Origin of the sequence: Shewanella sp. SM32, from assembly GCF_025654235.1 — a bacterium.
Lineage (GTDB): Bacteria > Pseudomonadota > Gammaproteobacteria > Enterobacterales > Shewanellaceae > Shewanella > Shewanella oncorhynchi.
The window spans coordinates 14854-33799 of sequence record NZ_JAKKRO010000010.1 but is presented as its reverse complement, the minus strand read 5'-3'; the positions used below and the strand labels follow the sequence as shown (position 1 = coordinate 33799).

General features: G+C 46.8%; 11 protein-coding genes and 1 pseudogene. 5 read left to right on the top strand and 7 right to left on the bottom strand.

The annotated features are described in order from the left end of the window. Positions 1–6 precede the first annotated feature (6 nt). Entirely contained in the window at positions 7–729 is a 723-nt protein-coding gene (locus L5M10_RS06130; RefSeq protein WP_263255033.1) for a glycerophosphodiester phosphodiesterase, read from the top strand. A gap of 20 nt (positions 730–749) precedes the next feature. Here the strand turns inward: L5M10_RS06130 and L5M10_RS06125 are convergent, their stop codons facing one another. After that, positions 750–1085, bottom strand: a complete 336-nt coding sequence (locus L5M10_RS06125; RefSeq protein ID WP_113939153.1) for a DUF3392 domain-containing protein — start codon at positions 1083–1085, stop codon at positions 750–752. Between the two features lie 92 nt (positions 1086–1177). On the opposite strand from L5M10_RS06125, the gene L5M10_RS06120 reads away from it, so the two are divergent. Further along, a complete protein-coding gene (locus L5M10_RS06120; RefSeq protein ID WP_263255032.1) occupies positions 1178–2113 on the top strand; it encodes a D-2-hydroxyacid dehydrogenase in 936 nt (311 codons plus the stop codon). 86 nt (positions 2114–2199) lie between these two features. On the opposite strand, the gene L5M10_RS06115 is transcribed toward L5M10_RS06120, so the two are convergent. Beyond that, on the bottom strand, positions 2200–3774 hold the full coding sequence (locus L5M10_RS06115) for a PAS domain-containing methyl-accepting chemotaxis protein (protein ID WP_173496266.1): 1575 nt from the start codon (positions 3772–3774) through the stop codon (positions 2200–2202). Positions 3775–4034: 260 nt separating this feature from the next. Between L5M10_RS06115 and L5M10_RS06110 the strand changes: the two genes are divergently transcribed. Further along, entirely contained in the window at positions 4035–4226 is a 192-nt protein-coding gene (locus tag L5M10_RS06110) for a bacterioferritin-associated ferredoxin (RefSeq protein ID WP_263255031.1), read from the top strand. Between the two features lie 276 nt (positions 4227–4502). On the opposite strand, the gene L5M10_RS06105 is transcribed toward L5M10_RS06110, so the two are convergent. Both L5M10_RS06105 and L5M10_RS06100 read right to left on the bottom strand, forming a co-directional pair. Further along, positions 4503–5159 (bottom strand): thiopurine S-methyltransferase, encoded by a 657-nt coding sequence (locus L5M10_RS06105; protein ID WP_173247576.1) that lies wholly within the window; start codon positions 5157–5159, stop codon positions 4503–4505. A gap of 102 nt (positions 5160–5261) precedes the next feature. Next, complete coding sequence (locus L5M10_RS06100) at positions 5262–5603, bottom strand: hypothetical protein (RefSeq protein ID WP_105250285.1); 342 nt, start codon at positions 5601–5603, stop codon at positions 5262–5264. Positions 5604–5852: 249 nt separating this feature from the next. On the opposite strand from L5M10_RS06100, the gene L5M10_RS06095 reads away from it, so the two are divergent. Further along, positions 5853–7661: a protein kinase domain-containing protein gene (locus L5M10_RS06095; protein ID WP_263184515.1), complete on the top strand. Its 1809-nt coding sequence runs from the start codon at positions 5853–5855 to the stop codon at positions 7659–7661. A 19-nt stretch (positions 7662–7680) separates the two neighbouring features. Here the strand turns inward: L5M10_RS06095 and L5M10_RS06090 are convergent, their stop codons facing one another. The 3 genes and pseudogenes from L5M10_RS06090 to L5M10_RS06080 form a co-directional block, all read right to left on the bottom strand. Further along, entirely contained in the window at positions 7681–10089 is a 2409-nt protein-coding gene (locus L5M10_RS06090; RefSeq protein WP_263255030.1) for a zinc-dependent metalloprotease, read from the bottom strand. A 138-nt stretch (positions 10090–10227) separates the two neighbouring features. Next, on the bottom strand, positions 10228–13944 hold the full coding sequence (locus L5M10_RS06085; RefSeq protein WP_263255029.1) for a response regulator: 3717 nt from the start codon (positions 13942–13944) through the stop codon (positions 10228–10230). 215 nt (positions 13945–14159) lie between these two features. Further along, positions 14160–14294 (bottom strand): annotated as a pseudogene (locus L5M10_RS06080) (PhoH family protein); the annotation flags it as partial. Positions 14295–15151: 857 nt separating this feature from the next. Here L5M10_RS06080 and L5M10_RS06075 point away from each other — a divergent pair. Further along, positions 15152–18946 (top strand): CHASE domain-containing protein, encoded by a 3795-nt coding sequence (locus L5M10_RS06075; RefSeq protein WP_248084757.1) that lies wholly within the window; start codon positions 15152–15154, stop codon positions 18944–18946.

Sequence of the window (18946 nt, the reverse complement as noted above, 5' to 3'; positions counted from 1 at the left end):
CAGACCATGCTTATTTTTGCTCACCGCGGCGCCAGCGGTTATCAGGCCGAAAATACCTTAGCCGCCATGGCTAAAGCGTTAGAATTGGGTGCACAAGCCGTCGAACTCGATGTACATAATGTCGAAGGTGAGTTAGTCGTGTTTCACGACAGACGACTCGATAATAAAAGCTCGGGCACGGGCGTCATTCACTTAGTGAGCAAGGATTATCTAGCAAGCATCAATGTGAAAGGTGAATCCATTCCGACGCTATGGCAAGTACTTGAGCTGATTGCGGGGCGCTGCATAGTCAATATAGAGTTAAAAGGCATTAATACCGTCACGCCGTTAATCGACTTATACCCAAAGGCTATGAGTCAGCTTGGGTTTACGAAGGAGCAGTTACTGATCTCTTCCTTTAATCACCCCTATCTGCATGAACTTAAACAGGTGTTGCCGGATGCGTTAGTCGCACCACTGCTTGCCAGTATTCCACTCGAAGGGGCTGCCGTGGTAAGCGAACTGAATGCCTATTCATTGCATTTAGATGTGAGTTTTATCAGCCAAGCGCTAGTAGACGACGCCCATAACCGAGGTGCCAAGGTTTATGTTTATACTGTCGATCATATTGATGATATTCATGCGCTTAAGCAGATAGGTGTCGATGGCGTGTTCAGCAATTACCCCGATCGCGCCATGCAAGCCTTAACTCAAAAGGCAATGGCCAATTACTCTGGCTACTTTGAGTAACGGCAAAAATAATAACGATATTAAGCTTGGCTATTTCGCTGAGCCCAATAACCGATAAAAATAAACATGGCCACAATTAACAGAAACATCCAATGGGATGGCATAGCCACTATGTGTCTTGCCACCCAAGGCGTGGCTTTCACGATCAATAGGCCATAGCCAAAGGCATTCACAATAATAAAAACAAATGTCCGCAGCACAAAAGAATGCCCCAACAAATGACGCCTTAAGATACGATTTACATCCGCTGAAAAAACCAAAATAAGACACACCACCATAGCGGTAGCAATATCGAAGGCCCAAGGGCGAAGCATATTACCTAACTGGGCAATAATGGCGACTAATTGATCAAACATAGACTTAACCTAAAAAGATGCAGCGCAATCCATCTGAGTGGCCGCGACAGCGTATTGAAAAATAACAATAACCAAGCATAAAGGGAGACGCCATGGGGCACAAGTTACTCTTGCTAACAAAGGCAAATCAACAGTACCGCGACTTGATTGAGGCGCAGAGTCTCCCAGATTTAACGTTACTCGACGATAATCCAGCGGGCATAATTGAAGCAGATATTTGGTTAGCCGAACCGAAACTCGCCGCCCCCCTATTGCCCCATGCTAAAAATCTGCAATGGCTACAATCAAGCTTTGCTGGCATAGATGCCCTAATGAGTCCAAGGGGCAGAAAAGACTATCAACTCACCAATATTAAAGGCATTTTCGGCCCGCTGATGAGCGAGTATCTATTCGGCTATTTACTCGCGCATATCCGCGGCCATCGTTTTTATCGCCAGCAACAAGGACAAAAACAGTGGCTGATTCAACCCCAGCAGCGCCACTCAAGTTTACAGGGCATGCGATTGCTCTTGCTTGGCACAGGGTCAATAGCCCAGCATTTAGCGAAAACGGCAAAACACTTTGGCATGCATGTTACTGGTATCAATAGCAGCGGTAATGCCGTAGAAGGTTTTGATGCCATAGAAGCGATGGCCAATTTAGGCCAAGTGTTGACACAGGCCGATGTGGTTGCAAATCTACTGCCAAGCACTCCTGCAACGTACAATCTTCTCAATGCTGACATGTTAGCCATGTTAAAAACTGATGCAGTGCTGTTTAATGTTGGCCGCGGTGATGCACTCGATCTCGATGTGCTAAATACCCAGCTGATCGCTAATCCTAGTCAGCAAGCGATCCTCGATGTATTTGCTCAGGAACCTTTGCCCAATAGCCATCCTATTTGGGAACGGGAAAATGTCGTGATCACGCCGCATATTTCGGCGCCAAGCCATCCTGCACAAATAGTCGATATCTTTAGCCAAAACTATCGCCGCTACATCATGGGTGAGCCACTGCAGAATCGAGTCGACTTTAGTAAAGGTTATTAGATCAAAGATAAGAAATTGAGTTAGAAATCAGTAAAAGAAAAGACAATAGTCAGACTATTGCCTTTTTTATCTTAAATTTTAGTCAGTTAAATCCTAAAGCTGCGCTTTAAGAATTGCTCGACTAATACCGAGTGAGAATCCATCTCGCGAGTCACTTCGTCATTCAAGCCGACCATTTCACTGCCGAGTTGATGGCTAGAATGGGTAAATTGCGACACATTCACCACGCTGCGATTCATCTCATTTGCCACACTCGATTGCTCTTCTACCGCGCTGGCAATATGGTGCGTCATATCGGTAATGGTCGAAATGGCCTCACGAATCGTACGTAATGCCGTACCCGCTAAATCCGCCGTTGAAATACATTCGGAAGCGGCAACCACTCCTTGCTGCATGCTGATAACAGCTTTATTCGTCCCCTGCTGCAACAGATTAATCATACTGTGGATTTCTTTGGTGGCATCGTGAGTACGCTGTGCCAGCGCCCGTACTTCATCGGCAACGACAGCGAAGCCACGACCTTGCTCACCCGCTCGAGCCGCTTCAATTGCTGCATTCAATGCCAGCAAATTCGTCTGCCCCGCAATACTCTGAATCACATCGAGCACTGTGCCAATATCTTTACTGTGGGCTTCTAACTCAGTAATAACTTTTGACGTTTGTTGCAGTTGCTCCGCCATAGCTTGAATCGAGCGAATAGTACTCGACACCGTTTTATCACCATTGATAGTTTCAGCGGATGCCATTTGTGTGGCACTCGCCGCATCGGCACAATTGGAGGACATATCGCCTAATGTGGCGGTCATTTCCTGCATCGCTGTAGCAACTTGTTCTATTTCAGATAGTTGAGCCTGACTGGTACTCTGGATTTGTTTGCCCTTGGCGGCAGATATTTTGGCCTGTTCTGACACGTTATAACAGGAATCCGATGCACGCCCAAGAATCGACTTAAGCTCTGAATTTTGCATTTGCAGTGCTAAATCAATCGCGCCAAGATCATCACTGCTTCCACTATAAATATGCGCCATCAAGGGGTTATCGTAGATATGCTTTGCCTTAGCCACTATCGCGTAATAGCGACTCAGCACCAGATTGCCGCCCACCAGCAATACTAGGACACTTATCGCTAGGGCAATAAAGCCCATTAAGCCAATTTGCAGAGCAAGGTAAAGCATAGGTAGCATGGCAACCAATGCGAGTAACAGCAATTTAACTGGCATATCCAAGGTACGTTTTAACGCGCTGACGCTGCCCTTTTTGTTCAACTCCGCATAGGCTATTTCTGCACGCTTAACCTGATCGCGTGTGGGTTTAGTGCGTACAGATTGAAACTCGACGACTTTGCCATTAACTGAAATCGGTGAGACATAGGCATCGACCCAATAGTGATCGCCATTGGCGCAGCGGTTTTTCACTATCCCTTTCCAAGGCTCGCCTTTTTTGATGCATCGCCACAGATCTTCAAACGCTTGCGGAGGCATATCTGGATGACGCACCATGTTGTGGGGCTTGCCTAGCATGGCATCGAGGTCGTAACCGGCAACGGTACAGAAAGATTGATTGGCGTAAGTGATATGACTTTGAGTATCCGTAGTCGACAATAAAATCCAATCCGCTGGATAATCATATTCTCGCTGTGTAACTGGTAGATTAGTTCTCATGAAACCTTATGGATCTTTGATTAATTCTTCGTTATTCATCCATGAGTTATCCATCCGTGAGGCATCATCACCCTGACTCTGTATTCCTAAACCTACTTCTAAAACTGCCTAGCTTTTTAGTGCTAAAACACACCTAGCATAGACGATAAAACGTGCGCCATGTAACAAAAGCGTTAAAGTATGAAAATCACCCAAAAACATGATTGCATTTGATAAGCGTTTTCATTTAGAATTAGCGCAATTCGATTGGAGACTAATATATGTACGTTTGTCTTTGCCATGCGATCACTGATACGCAAATTAAAAACGCAGTAAGCCAGGGCGATAGCTCGCTTGCTGACGTAAAAAAGCGCTTAGGTGTTGCCGATCAATGTGGTAAATGCGCCAGAATGGCGGTGCAGATCATTCAGAATCAACTAGAGCTTGAGACTAATTATTACGAAGTCGCATAGAGTTCATCGCGAATAGCATGGTAAAGGGTAATTCACTCACGAACAAACTTCCTACAAGTTAAATACACGCTGACTCAAGCAAACTTAATCCAGCTCAAGCAAACTCAATCCAAAAAAGTCCCGCGACAACAAAGCCTTCTATCCGCCACTTCGTCTTAAATAATCTTGCCAGCCTAATCTTTAGATATGATGTTTTAATGACAAGCCCCACTGAACTCCAAGCTCGAAAGCCGCGAATAATTCAATGGGGTTACAGATCCAACTTCCGAGTCAAGCCTACTTACGTTTCAACAAATAGGCCGCTTCATTAAGCCAAGGCACGGCTTTCTTAATAAAACGGGGATTGTCGGCCAACACATCTTGCGACGCTAATACTTCAATATCAAAATCCTCACTCAGATGCTGCTCTACCCAAGTAGGGGATACAGCAAAAGGTGGGCCGATAAGGGATTCTTGCGGATAATCTAAAGTCACTAATAAACCGACACTGCCGCTAGGTAATAAGCTCGCTAACTGCTTGGCATATTGTGCACGCATACTTTCTGGCCATGCGATCAAAGCCGCGCGATCGTAAAAAGCCGTCACCGCTTGGGTGATAGTCTTAGGTAGGGTGAAAATATCGCCTTGATACAAGCTGATCTGTTCGGTTTGATAGTGCTGGTGTTCACCCACGGCCGTTTGCGTCATCTCGAGTTGGTTATCGCTAAAAAATTGCTGTACTGCCAATTCATTCAACTCACAACCTATGACCTGATGCCCCTGTTCTGCGAGGAAACACATGTCTAGCGACTTACCACATAAGGGCACAAAAACCTTAGTATCTGCGGGTAATGCAAGCTGCTGCCAATACTTAACGAGGAAAGGATTGATGTCTTGCTGATGAAAACCTATCTGTTGCTGCTGCCACTTTTCATGCCAAAAACCGGGTTCCATGGGTTTATCTCTATTCGCTAATGTTGTCCTTACTCTAATGACATTTTAAAGTGGATGCAAAGCCTCCTGCCATTCGGCAAACTCAGCAATGTAAAGACTAACTTACTGATCTAACGTGGCTTGCACTTTACGCAGCCAAACACAGTTATCGCATTGGCATTGACGGCGTGATAAATGATGTGGGCTTAAAGATGAGTCGATAAAGTCCACGGCGATCAACAACTGCTGTTTTAACTCGGCAATCGATTTTTCGTTCACGGCCACCAGCTCGTCATTCTGGTTCATCCAGATACATTCCATGCCCTGATGACACGTTAAACATTGCTCGTCTCTATCATTAAAAAATACCGCATGCGGGCAATGGGTCACTTCCATTGACTGTAAAATACGCTTACGCGGATATTCCAAAAGTTCGATCAACAAGGCTTTATATTGGGTGGGCATACGCCCTCCTTAGCTGCACTTTGTCTGTGGGTTAATTAACAAAAATTGATTCCATCTAATGCCCCAAAGATTACCTATAGTCGCGAAGATTTAATTTGATGTAAGTCAAAGTCAGTGACGAAATGATCGTATAGGTAATCCGCGCCTGACGCTGATCATCAATGCCATTCAAAATACTAAAATAAAGCCACCCGCTATTTGATTATCTCCCCCGCTTACTGGTTAAATGAACAAAACAAGGAGCACAATTTGCAAACACCTCAGCTGCAGCATTTTTATATTTCTGAAGAGCAATCTATTTACTTGCTCAAAGCCAATGATGCCCGTAAACACAAGGCGTGGATCCGCCTCTGTAAACAACAGCTGAGCAAATTAGGTTATACCGATATCGAATTGGTCGGCAAAGGCGCCTACGGTTTCGTGTTTGCGGGTATCAATCAAGCGGGCGATGCCCATGTGTTTAAGTTTTCACGGATTAATTTGCCACAACACATTCAAGATCGGCTCGAAGAAGAAGCCTTTATGCTCTCCTTACTCAAGCACCCTAATGTGCCGGGGGCGATCAAATTTGAGCGAGTAGGTAAACAAGGCATACTCGTGATGGAACGAGCAAAAGGGGAAGATCTCGACCAACTTTGCCGCCGCATGGGCGCCCTACCGACCGCTATGGTCATGAGCATCGCCCGCCAACTCGCCGATATCTTGTATTACCTGCGCACAGGCAAGCCTTTAGTGCACGGCGATATCAAACCTTCTAATCTGGTTTACGATATTGAACAACAACACTTATCGTTAATCGATTGGGGCTCAGCGGTATTTGCGCAGCGGGATGAACATAACAAACCCGTCGAAGACAATGTGATGGCGTTAATGTCGAGCGATCAACAACATACCAACGCCCGCATGGGTGATGTGTACTTTATCGGCGAAGAGCAACTCAATGGAGCACTCTCCAGCCCGCGCTTTGACGAGCAAGGAGTTGCCGCGACTCTATATGCCCTCGCCTCAGGGCAAGCAAGTCGCTTCGGTGCACAGGTGATCTCGCCCACCAGCATTGGCTTACCGATAGAATTAGCCCGTACCTTAGAAGGCATGCTCAGCACTGATCCGCAGCAGCGCAACATTGCCGGCGATTACTTTTTAAAAAGTATGCGCCACAGCCACAGATTACATTTACCTGAACTGCCCAAAGCTGATTTACAGGGTGAAATTCCTGTTTGGGTGCAATCCCGCAACAAAGATGTTGAAACCGTCAGCTACAGTTCGCGTAAATCCTTTTTAAAGGAACACAACGCCCAAGATCCCATCGCTAAGATGGATGATATTCAGCTCGAAAAATATTACCGTAACTTCCTCGCTGGCATGGGCGATACCGAAAAAGGCTTTATCGCCGCAGTGGGTCGTTTAGCGCAATATCCGATCGTGGGTGGTCTGGCTATTCATTGGCAGGAAACCGGCGTGTTTATCGACTCCAATCTTGCGATTTACGATGCAAAACAAAAAAGTGCGTTAATCATTGCAGTCAACAATATGGTGGATCTCGCGCGGGGAATTAAACGTATAGGGGTGTTTAAGGCCTGTTTCTTTAACGCCAAAGACACACTGCATATCGAACGAGCTGACACCAGCGAGCCTTTTGTCGCCAGTGCAGCACTGCAGTTGCCCTTCGAAGTCGGTGACGTACCCACCTTAGAAGATAAGTCGCGGTTACATTCTTATTTTGAAGACGGTAAAGATCCCGATGAGAACCTCGAATTACCCCATGAAATCATGGAAGAATTAGCCCGCATCAACCAAATTCACCACACAGGCTGCATCATTTTTGAGGCGCTGCCGAATCACTTAAAAATTCACAGTTACTTGAAGCTGCTCAATCCGCGTAAGCAAGCGGCGTTTCGCGCGAGCCTCGATCGCATCTTGCATCATGTCGGAAAAATCCAAGGCCACGGCGTATCGGGCTTTATGAAACTGCCCTACAAAAACACCCGCCGCTTTACTCATCTAGAGCGTAAAGCCGAGCACTTTTATCCGAAAAACCCAAAAGAAATAGGCGCCTAATGGCGCCTTGTTCATCGGATTAAATCGGCGATCCCGGCGGTAAGGTTAACGGCTTAGGAATAAGCTTAACCTTAGCATCGGTCAAACCCGCAGCCAGACCCTGTTGCAACCAAGTATAGTGCGCCGCAAGACTCACATTCGCTCGATTCGACTTCGCTTTCAATTGCTTAATCACAAACTGAGCGCGATCGTTGATCGCAGCCCTCACCTCTGGTGAGGTTTGAGGATCGTGCAGCGTTGCCAGCACTTCATCAATCACCACAGCGTTCACTCGCATCCATACGCCTTCGACCAGCGCGAGCTTATCCTCTTGATACAAGGTCGCCGCAAATAACTTATCCAATAATGTCGTCACCGATAACTGCTCGCTATCGGCCATGGATGCTTGGCTGACACGATTCAAGCGTTTAGGCATCAATAGCAAACTCACGGTATGACGGCTAAACACTTCAGCCATACCGAGAGGGTCGTTAATTGCACCTAGACCTGAATCGAAGGATTCCCGCGTGACATGATAATTCCCCGCCTTTGGCACTAAACTGTCGAGCAAGGTTTGTGGCACAGTTAAACTCGCCGCATCGAGCGTGTTAAGTAACGCGTCTAAGCCCGTTAACTGCAACTGCGGCGCAATATAGCTCCAGCGGCTGCCTTCACCGATAGATTGATAGTTATAGTCAGTGCCGCCAATAAACTTAGCGACCGCATCGATTTGATAACGCGTCAGCAAATAAATTGGCGCAAAGGCATCGGCTAGCTCGCCCAGTGGCTCATTGGGTAACAAGGCCGCACTGGAGAAATCCGCAATCGCCTTAGTGCGAATTTTATTTAACTTACCCAGCTGATCGATCGGATCGTCACCACTATCCCACAAACTGGCATAGGCCTGACTCGCATCCTTTTGGCGGGAATCGGCCTCACCGATATAACGTAAGCCACGTTTGGCTACATCGGCCAGTAAGTCGACTTGCAGCGCTTGTTGGGTGCGAGCATCGCCTTGATCGCTATAGCCATAGGCGATAGCAAAATCATCCCAAGGACCAACACCTGTAGTGTAAGGTGCGGAAATATCAATATCATTGCCCTTTAGCTGGATTTTCGGATGGGGATAATCCATCACAGAGGCATCCTGATTGGTCGAAGCGGCAAAGTTATGATCTAGCCCTAAGGTATGGCCGACTTCATGGGCAGCCAGTTGGCGAATACGCGCCAGCGACAAGGCTGTCGCCGCTTTCTCGGCCGCCACTCTATCCTGCCAGCCTGCGGTTAAGCCTTTAGCAATCAAGTAATCCTGACGCACACGCAAACTGCCGAGCGTGACTTGACCCTTGATGATTTCTCCGGTGCGAGGATCGGTCAGTGCGGCGCCATAGGACCAACCCCGCGTCGCCCTGTGCACCCATTGGATCATGTTGTAGCGAATATCCTGCGGATCGGCATCTACAGGTAATAACTCAACTTTAAAGCCGTTGATAAATCCCGCCCGAGTAAAAGCCGTCTCCCACCAGCGCGCGCCATCGAGCAAGGCCGATCGTATAGGTTCTGGCACACCAGGATCGAGATAATAAGTAATAGGTTTAACGACTTCGCTTGGCGCTGGGCCTGGATGCACTTTCTGTAAACGGTGGCGCAGGATAAAACGCTGCACTAAAGGTTGGGTAAAGGGCATGGCATAATCGCGATACTCATCGGACAAATAGCCACTCATAGGATGATAAGCCCGCGGCTGGTAATCAGTATCGGGAAGCTCAACAAAGGAATAACGCATCCGCACCGACATTAAGGTGCCGTCGGGGGTTACCTGTGCGACCTGTGTGCCTGCAACATCGCCTTTAAAGGTGAGTTGCACATCTACATCGGCGTTTTTCTCAAAGGATTTAATCCCTTTGGGTAAGATGACAGAACGGCTCAGATCCAGCCGATAATTGCCCTGCTCTGTTTGTTGCAATACGGAAGATACGCCGTGTAAATCATTGAGCACCAGATCGTTGATCGCCACCAGATCGGGCTTGCCTTCAATCACTTTTCCTTGCCATAACACAGAATCGGCAAAGGCTTCTGCAACCGCTCTTTGCTCGGCGGCGTCAGTGGTATTAGCACGATATTGGGTATTGAGTTGCTTGAGTAAAATATAGGGGCCTTGGCGTTCAAACTGCACCATGCGGGTCTGACCCAGTTGGCCGCGATCGAGACCAATATCGTTCGAACCTACACCCTGCGGCAAACTAGTGACCAAGAGAAAAGGCTGATTTAAGCGATTGACCTCAAGATATAACTCTCCCTCAGACTCCTCGTAATAGAGATTAAGAAACCCTTTCGCCTCTTGGCCCTGCTTAATGATCTTGGCGCTAGGCGCGGCTGCCGCGACCGTAACGGTGGGAAATCCTAACAGCGCTATAAATAAGGCTAAGGCTACACTTTGGGGTTTCATCTTTCCTCCTGATTCGGCTGGCTGCGTTATTTACCTTATTAAGTCATTTATGTCATAAGCATCTTTGATGACTGCTTATCTCAAGTTATTGATTTAAAATAAATAATGCGAGGCCATCACTGGCCCCGAGCAAATAAATTAACGATTCTGATGCTGGTTCTTGTGTTTGATCCAGTGATTTAATGTTTCAAATAATTCGTTAAGCACTATGGGTTTAGTGATGTGGGCATTCATCCCCGCCGCTAAACTCTTTTCCCTGTCGCCCGACATTGCATGGGCTGTCATGGCAATGATAGGCAGTTCATCGGCACTAAAACGCTCACGCAATGCCCTTGCGGCCGTTAACCCGTCCATCACTGGCATTTGAATATCCATCAACACAGCATCAAACGGCCGCGAGTCGATAGTATCCAGCGCCACTTGACCATTGTCGGCCAGCACCACTTCGTAGCCAGCGCTCTTAAGGAGTTCAGTGGCCACTTGCTGGTTGATAAAGTTATCTTCCACCAGTAACACTAGACCTGTGTGCTCTCCTTCCTCAACTTGAACTTCAACCATAGGCTGAACCACATTCAATCTCGGTTCATCGGCAAAGGCAGCAATGATCTCATCGAACAGACTCGATGCCTTAAACGGTTTTTGCAGTACGGCAAACACATTGGCACTATCGACTTCATGCTGCAAGGGCTCTGCCGCATAGGCCGTCATCATGATAATCACAGGCCGTTTCGCTAAGCGGCCTTCGGCGACCATAGTATCTATGGCACTGACCACATCGCTACCGTCCATTTCTGGCATCATCCAGTCGAGCAATAACAGATCGATTGGTGCCCGCGACAGTTTGTAAAGCGCTTCGGCGCCGCTGGCGGCAGTATCGACGTCGAAGTGGAAATCTCGCATCAAGGTCGAATAAATTTGCAGTGCCGTCGGGTTATCGTCAACGACTAAGGTGCGTAGACTATTGAGTTTTTCCGGCACGACCAAAGGCTCAATCTTAGCGGCTTCGGCAATCTCAAAACTGATGGTGAAGCTAAAGGTACTACCGACCCCTAACTCACTCTGCACTTGCATCTTGCCGCCCATCATAGACACCAGATGCTTACTGATCGACAAACCTAAGCCAGTGCCACCGTATTTACGAGTGGTCGAACCGTCGGCTTGAGCGAAGGCATCAAACAGCTTATCCTGTTGATCTTTACCTATGCCGATCCCCGTATCGCGCACCCAGAACTTCAAGGTAATCCGATGATCCCGCTCGCCGACATCTTCACAGCCGAGCTCAATCTCGCCAGATTGAGTAAATTTCACCGCATTCGATAACAGGTTAATCAGCACTTGGCCTAAACGTAGCGGATCGCCCTTAAGAATGAGTCCCGCCGTCACTGGGGCATATAAGAGTAACTCGACGCCTTGTTCTTGTGCCTTGAGCGCATTGAGATCCAGAGCGTGATCGAGCACTTTATCCAGCGGGAATGGCACCCGCTCAAGCTCCAACTTACCCGCCTCAATTTTAGAGAAGTCGAGAATATCGTTGATGATCCTCAGCAGCGATTGTGCCGAGAAACCAGCTTTTTCGAGGTAATCTTTCTGCTGCGCAGTTAACGAGGTGCGCTGTGCCAACTGCAACATACCGATAATGGCATTCATCGGTGTGCGGATCTCATGGCTCATGTTGGCCAAGAATTCACTCTTGTAGAGGTTAGCGAGTTCGGCGTCTTGCTTGGCTTCAAGCAACGCCACTTCGTTACTCTTATGGCGGGTAATATCCTTATGGGTACCAAGCATACGTTTGGGCTGACCTTCGGCGGTGAACTCCACCACACGGCCACGGGATAACACCCAGTGATAGCCGCCATTTTTACCTAACATACGGAATTCAATTTCGAAAGCACCGACGGGATCAGCAAGATACTGAGCACGGTATTCCTCGACGCGAATACGATCGTCGGGGTGGGATAATTCATCAATCGTCGATACTAAAGCTGGGAATTCATTGGTTTTGTAACCCAACATAGAATAATAGGCTGGGTTACAAATGATCTGTTCAGAGTCTAAATACCAGTCCCACAGGCCATCTTCCACCGCATCCATAGCTAAGTGATAACGCTCTTCGGACAGGCGTAATTGTTCGGCGGATTCGTATTCCCGCGTCACATCACGCCACACGGCAATCAATCCCTGCAGTTCGCCGCGGCGATTGTAGAAAGGCAGTTTGAGGGTATCGAGCAACACAGGTTTGCCCGCAAGCTCGACCTTTTCTTGGTAGCGCAGCGGCGTGCGATCTTTTAAGACTTGTTCGTCTTCGGCGCGGATACGTATGCCCATTTCAGGCGAGGTCAGATCCTCAGATGATAAACCTATCATCTCGCTCTCTGTGTAACCCAGCATGCGTTCAGCCGCCTTGTTACAACCTAAATAGTTGCCTTCTTTATCTTTAAAGACAATCGCTTCAGGAATCGAGTCAAGCAGGGATCGCAGTAGCGCATATTCGCGCTCACGCCGCTCTGTGGTGTCTTTTAAGCGCTCGGTACGCCGTGCCACTAGCTTATCGAGCCGCTTATTCTGCTCAGCCAGATGGTGGGTATATTGTTTATTTTCCTCAAAGATCCGACTCACTAGCAAGAACCAAGGTTCCCAGCCGCGGGTGATTTTCTCTGGTGGTTTACGCGGCTCTTGGGAGCAGCCCTCAAGGTGCGACAGTAGTCGCGAGGCTGGACTCACAAAAGATCGACGCGTCTGCCAATGCACTATGGTCACCAACACCGACAGGGCGATAACCACTAAAATAAAGGTCAGCTGCAGTTTTTCCCACGAGTCTTGGAATAGGTCGTCTTCATCCTGCAAATACAGTAAACGCCAAGGCGCGTTATGCAGGGCAACCGAGTGAATGTAATAGCCGTTACGAATGATGCCATCGTGGGCATCGAACAATTCCGACTCAGGTAAAGAATGCAGCTCAGAGGGAATACGTTGGCTGATGTGATAGACCCGATTGATATCTGAGCTATCAAAATCGCTGTGGGATAAAATATTGTTCTGTTGGTCGAGCAAAATCACTGTGCCCGGCATCTTAAAGTAAACCCGAATTTGCCGCGCTAACGAGGCAAGCGTCATGTCTAAGTTGATTGAGCCAATGAACTCATCATCCAAATAAACGGGCACGCCTAAAGTGGTCAATAAGCCTTTGCCCGTGGAGTCAACATAGGCTTCACTCCAAAATACACTGCGCTGCGGATTCATTGCTGGGGTGGCGTATTGGAACTGTTTCTTGTTGAGTAATTCGTCCCTAAAACGTTGATCGTCATTCGACCAAGGGAAATAGGACATGATCCTACGTTTCGACAGGTAATAAATCGCCGAGGCTTTCGGGGCGGCTTCTTTGGCGACGGGGAATGACAATGACAGCTCAAACAACATCTCAAGTTCTTGATAGAACTTGTCGCCGCGGCCGTCGAGGGAACCCGCACCAGTAATCCTACCCATGTTGGTAAAAGGCTCACCGCTCTGGGCGTAGCTAGGTTCTAAGGTAAAATACTGGCCGCTTTCGTTGAATTTACCGTATTGGGGTAAGCGTTCTTTACGTACGAGTTCGCCCAAACGTAAATGATCCACAGCAACGTTGCGTAAGCTTTTTACCGCTCTAATGCTCGACTCAAGTAGCAAATCGATTTGCAATACATGGCGCTGAACCTGCTCTTCACGCTGTTCCATCTGCTGTGCTTTTTGGCGGTCGAAAAACATCCATGCGGTCAACAAAGACATGACGATAACGCCGATGTACGTATAAAAAACGGCACGGTTGTAGTTCTTCTGGATCGGCGATTTTAGTTGGAGATCCGGCTCACTCGATTTCATCCACTACCCTTGATTGCAGCGCTTAATTTCAGCCTACGGCGGCAAAAACTATGAGCTCCATATAGTAGCAGGAAGGAACTGCCAATCACATAAAATAATTGTCAGATAAAGCCTACTCATACCACTGATAAGTCGATTAAAAATCTACTACTCCATAAAATTAAGGCCTCCATATCTGAGGCCTTAGTCATTACCCTAAATTAAACTGACCTGCTTTACAGATGCTCTTCAGCGTATTCCGCTAAGCGTGAACGCACCACGCCATTCAGATACACGTTGGCACTGCCTTCAAAGTCTTTAAAACGTTCGACAATATAGGTTAAACCAGAGGTAACAGCAGTTACCCCATTCTTGAAATGATACCAAGACCCCATTTTCATTATGACAACAAAAAATGTTACCCAGGAGAAAGCAATGTGGCAGTGCACATAAAACAATGAATTGTCGTGCTTAACCTTTATGACTGGTTCAAATTTGGCGAATAAAAAAGCCTCGAATTACGGGGCTTTTTGTTAATTGTGTCGTTTTAGCCAGCTTGTTCGGCGAATTCTGCCAATGCAGGGGTCCGCTTGGAAAACGGAAAATATCCTACGTTAAGGCCGTTTCTTAAGCAGACATGACAGGCAGCTCTGAGCGAAAAGCAGAAATTTCTCTCCGCATCATAGTACTCATGCGAAAGTATGCTTTGCTTGATAGAGCGGACATTAACGCCTGAAGTTGGACGGACTTTTAACCGCAAAATGGCATGTGTCTCAACCACAGTGTCCAGCATCCATTCGTCGAGTTGATTGTCACTCGGATCGTGCTTCTCAGTAAGGCAAGCTAACTTTTTACTACAACAATCATCTTCAAAGCGATCTGCTTCTATTGATTTCCGTAGATCACGCAATTAAGTTGGATTGACAATGTTAGGGGGCGCTAATTTGTCCTTGCTCTGTAGATTAAATATGACTATTCATATCGACATAAGCTCAATGCAACTTGAAAGTTTTGCTTTTTGAGCTTAGATTGATATTTTTAATAAGTTTCTAATTTACTGGTTGGCTCAACTTGTTTTAAAAACACGGCGCGCTGGTGCGACTGTTTCATAATGAGCGAGTCCTACAGGCAAATCAGTTGCTGGATTGTTTCTGAATTTGATTTTGGTTTTCCATCTAAATTATCGGCCCTACCCTTTTTATATCAATCGGAGCCTCCTGAGCATTAAATGAAGTCACTTATCTCTGTTCCCAAATTTTCATTACGCAGTTGGTTAATGTCATTATGGCTACCGTTAGGGTTATTAGTTATTGGCTACTTTGTGGCAACATCCATGGTAGATCAGCAACAACAAACCCAAGCAAAGCGAATTAGTGATGCGGTTACTGTCAGGTTAAATCTAATTGCAGAAGGGGTTCAGGAAAAGGTCACGCTGTATCAATATGGTTTGCGCGGCACCCGTGGTGCAGTAATGTCGCTATCCCCTGAGCATTTTGATTACAACGATATGCAGGTCTATACGCAAGTGCGAGACTATAAAAGGGAGTTTCCAGGGGCTCATGGTTTTGGTTTAATCATCAAAGTTGAACCAAACCAAACTGCGGCATTTCTAGACCGGATGGCTGCCGAGCGACCAAGCTACAACTTCCAAATCAGGCAGCTTACGCCACACCAAGATAGCCTTTTTGTGATCACCTATATTGAACCTGAGCAAAAAAACCGAGAGGCCGTGGGGGTTGATATTGGTTCCGAAGCAATGCGCCGCAAGGCAGCATTAGATGCGGCGTTCAATAACGATGTGAGGTTAACAGCGCCCATTACCTTAGTACAAGCAAATGAGCGAGCTCAACAGGGTTTTTTAATGTTAATGCCGGTATATAAAACAACAACCGTGCCACAAGATAGTCGGCAACGGCTTGAACATTTATTTGGCTGGAGTTACGCCCCAATCCTGATTAACGAAGTCCTTAATTCAGTTGCAGGTCTGGAAAACGATGTCTTTCTGCAAATCAGTGACATTACCGAACAAACGCCAATCGAGTTCTTCAGCCAAGAAGTGAAAGACACTTACGACGCTGCTCTACAACATAAATTAAATCTCTCTGTATTTGGCCGCCAATGGCAGCTGTCGCTTACGCCAACCAATCGCTTTATTAATGAACTGCAACTGCGCTCTGGCACCAGCTTATTTTTTGAAGTAATGGCAGTCAGTACCATCCTGGTCTTTGGCGTGTATCTACTGCAACTTATGTTAATGCGCAGAAGTCAGTTAATCCGTCATAAGCAGGAGCTGGCACAAACTTTACTAAAAGCGAATGCTGAGCTTGAACAGCAGGTCGCACTGCGAACGGCGGAGATTTCACGTGTTAATATCTTGCAGCGCAGTATTCTTAGCAGCGCGGGCTACGCCATTATCGCTACCGATGAAGAAGGCATTATTACGGCCTTTAATCCAGCAGCAGAAAAACTCTTAGGCTATCGCGCAGAGGAGGTCCTTTTCCAACAAACCCCGTCTATTTTTCATCTGCCCGCAGAAGTGGAGCACCATGCCGCTAAGCTGACCACTGAGCTCGGTAGCAACATCGCGGTCGGTTTTGAAACCCTTGTAGCGAAAGCGCGTCTGGGGCAAACGGATAATGCGCGCTGGACCTACCTGACAAAAACCGGTGAACAGGTGCAAGTAAAACTAAATCTCAGTGCACTAAAAGATGAGCAAGGTCAGCTAGCAGGCTTTCTTGGTATCGCGTTTGATTTAACTAAACAACTTAAATACGAAGCGGAACTGGCACAAGCAAAAGAACAAGCTGAGTCTGCTAATAAAGCAAAATCTGAGTTTTTGGCAAATATGAGCCACGAGATCCGCACGCCGATGAATGGAGTTCTGGGATTATTACAATTGGTAGCCAACAGCACGCTGGATCAACGCCAGGCCGACTATATAGAAAAAGCCTATAGTGCAGCTAAGTCTTTGCTTACCTTGTTAAATGATATTCTGGATTTCTCAAAAATTGAAGCCGGTAAGTTGGAGCTAGACCCGCATCCATTTAGTTTGACGGATTTGCTGCAGGATATCGGCCTTGTTTTTTCATCTAGTGCAGAGCAAAAAGGATTGGAAGTGCTATACGATGTCACAGCGGATGTGCCTGAGCATTTGTTAGGTGATAGTTTCCGTATTAAACAAGTCCTGATAAATCTGGTCGGCAATGCCATAAAATTTACTGATAAGGGTGAAATACTCATCTCAATTAGGTCTCAATCACTGCCAGAGGGCGAGATTAACTTGTCTTTCAGTATTAAAGATACTGGGATCGGTATCACGCTGGAGCAACAGAACGCTCTTTTTTCCGGTTTTCAACAAGCAGATTCTTCAATAAGTCGTCGCTATGGCGGGACAGGTTTAGGTTTAGCCATCAGTAAGCGCTTGGTGAATTTGATGGGTGGTGAAATCGGCGTAGAGAGTGAATTTGGTTGTGGAAGTACCTTTAGCTTTAACGTCGTCGTACGCAATGCGGAGAAGAGGGCGATCCAAAACTCTCAAACGTTTACTCGTAGTAATGAAAAGTTGAGCGTGTTGATTGTCGATGACAACGACAGTGCGCGAATAATTTTACAAGGTATTGCGGTCTCGTTGGGATGGCAGGCAAAGATTGCGTCCGATGCGCAAGAGGCGTCACTATTAGTCAAGCAAGCCCACCGCGATAGTACTCGCTATGATGTCGTTTTCGTAGACTGGCGTATGCCGGGTAAAGATGGCCTAACCTTCGCTCGCGAGCTACGGGAATTGCATAGTAGCGTGGTTTCACTGATTGTAATGATTACCGCTCATGGAAAAGAACTGCTCGATGAGCAAAATAACGATTATGAGCGCTATCTGGATGGATTTTTAATTAAACCTGTTACAAAAAATATGATGTTACAGGCAGTAAAGAGTGTTGTTTTTGGCGATCTCGACCTGTCGCTCCCGACCTCCCCCCTCCCGCACGAGCTGCCATTGCAGGGAATATCCTTACTGCTGGTAGAAGATAATTTGACGAACCAGCTGGTTGCCAGTGAGTTACTGCAGCAACTAGGGGCGACCATCAAAATTGCTAGCAGCGGTGAGGAAGCGTTAGAGATGCTGGAAAGTACGGCAGAGCACTTTGATATGGTACTGATGGACATACAAATGCCGGGAATGGATGGCTATCAAACCACTCGTGAGATTAGAAAGCTACCTAGACATCAGTTGCTGCCGATTATTGCTATTACAGCGCACGCCATGTCTGATGATATAGCCGCTTGCCTGGCAGCAGGTATGCAAGACCACATCGCAAAACCTTTTGATCTTAACGAGTTGACGACCAAAATTCTCAGCCATCATAAAGCAGAAAAAGCACCTCACGTCAAACAAGTTAATAAATCAAACCTGAATTTTGATCAGGCAGCGTTAGCGTTCTGCCAGCAGCATCATATTGAACTCGAAGCTGCTGTTCAGCGCCTTGGTTATTCCCTGACGATTTATGTCAATGTATTAAAGCAATTTGAGCAGGACCTTAGGCAAGCATTACAACAACTAGAGGATAAAACACTTACCCGTCGTAATGCACGATTGTTGTTTCATAGTTTAAAAGGTGCTGCAGGCACACTTGGCTTTAGCAATCTGGCAAAGCTTACTGCCCGCTTGGAAGATGAGCTGCGTGAGCACAGTGATGACGGTTATCAGGTAGATAACAACGTTCTGGATATACTGAAGTTAACTCTTAACACCGCTACAGACTTGGTGAAATTATTACAAGTGGAACAGCAAATAGCTACCGCACAAGCCCCTGTTAGCCGGACGGAACAGGCAGCTCAGTTAATGACGCTAAAGCAACATCTCAATCTTGCCAACATGGCAGCGTTGCCACTTTATCAGCAATTGGCACCGTCACTGCAGGCTCAAACACCTGAACTAAATAAAGAGCTTGAAGAGGCTCTAGTCAACTTGACTTTTGAGCAAGCAGTCGTGATAGTTGATAAAATGTTAAGTCAATTCAAAGAGTAG

Coding starts and splice junctions, on each gene's coding strand:
- L5M10_RS06125 (WP_113939153.1), bottom strand. CDS start 1,085: ATGTTTGATCAATTAGTCGCCATTATTGCCCAGTTAGGTAATATGCTT.
- L5M10_RS06085 (WP_263255029.1), bottom strand. CDS start 13,944: ATGAAATCGAGTGAGCCGGATCTCCAACTAAAATCGCCGATCCAGAAG.
- L5M10_RS06110 (WP_263255031.1), top strand. CDS start 4,035: ATGTACGTTTGTCTTTGCCATGCGATCACTGATACGCAAATTAAAAAC.
- L5M10_RS06105 (WP_173247576.1), bottom strand. CDS start 5,159: ATGGAACCCGGTTTTTGGCATGAAAAGTGGCAGCAGCAACAGATAGGT.
- L5M10_RS06115 (WP_173496266.1), bottom strand. CDS start 3,774: ATGAGAACTAATCTACCAGTTACACAGCGAGAATATGATTATCCAGCG.
- L5M10_RS06130 (WP_263255033.1), top strand. CDS start 7: ATGCTTATTTTTGCTCACCGCGGCGCCAGCGGTTATCAGGCCGAAAAT.
- L5M10_RS06120 (WP_263255032.1), top strand. CDS start 1,178: ATGGGGCACAAGTTACTCTTGCTAACAAAGGCAAATCAACAGTACCGC.
- L5M10_RS06090 (WP_263255030.1), bottom strand. CDS start 10,089: ATGAAACCCCAAAGTGTAGCCTTAGCCTTATTTATAGCGCTGTTAGGA.
- L5M10_RS06100 (WP_105250285.1), bottom strand. CDS start 5,603: ATGCCCACCCAATATAAAGCCTTGTTGATCGAACTTTTGGAATATCCG.
- L5M10_RS06075 (WP_248084757.1), top strand. CDS start 15,152: ATGAAGTCACTTATCTCTGTTCCCAAATTTTCATTACGCAGTTGGTTA.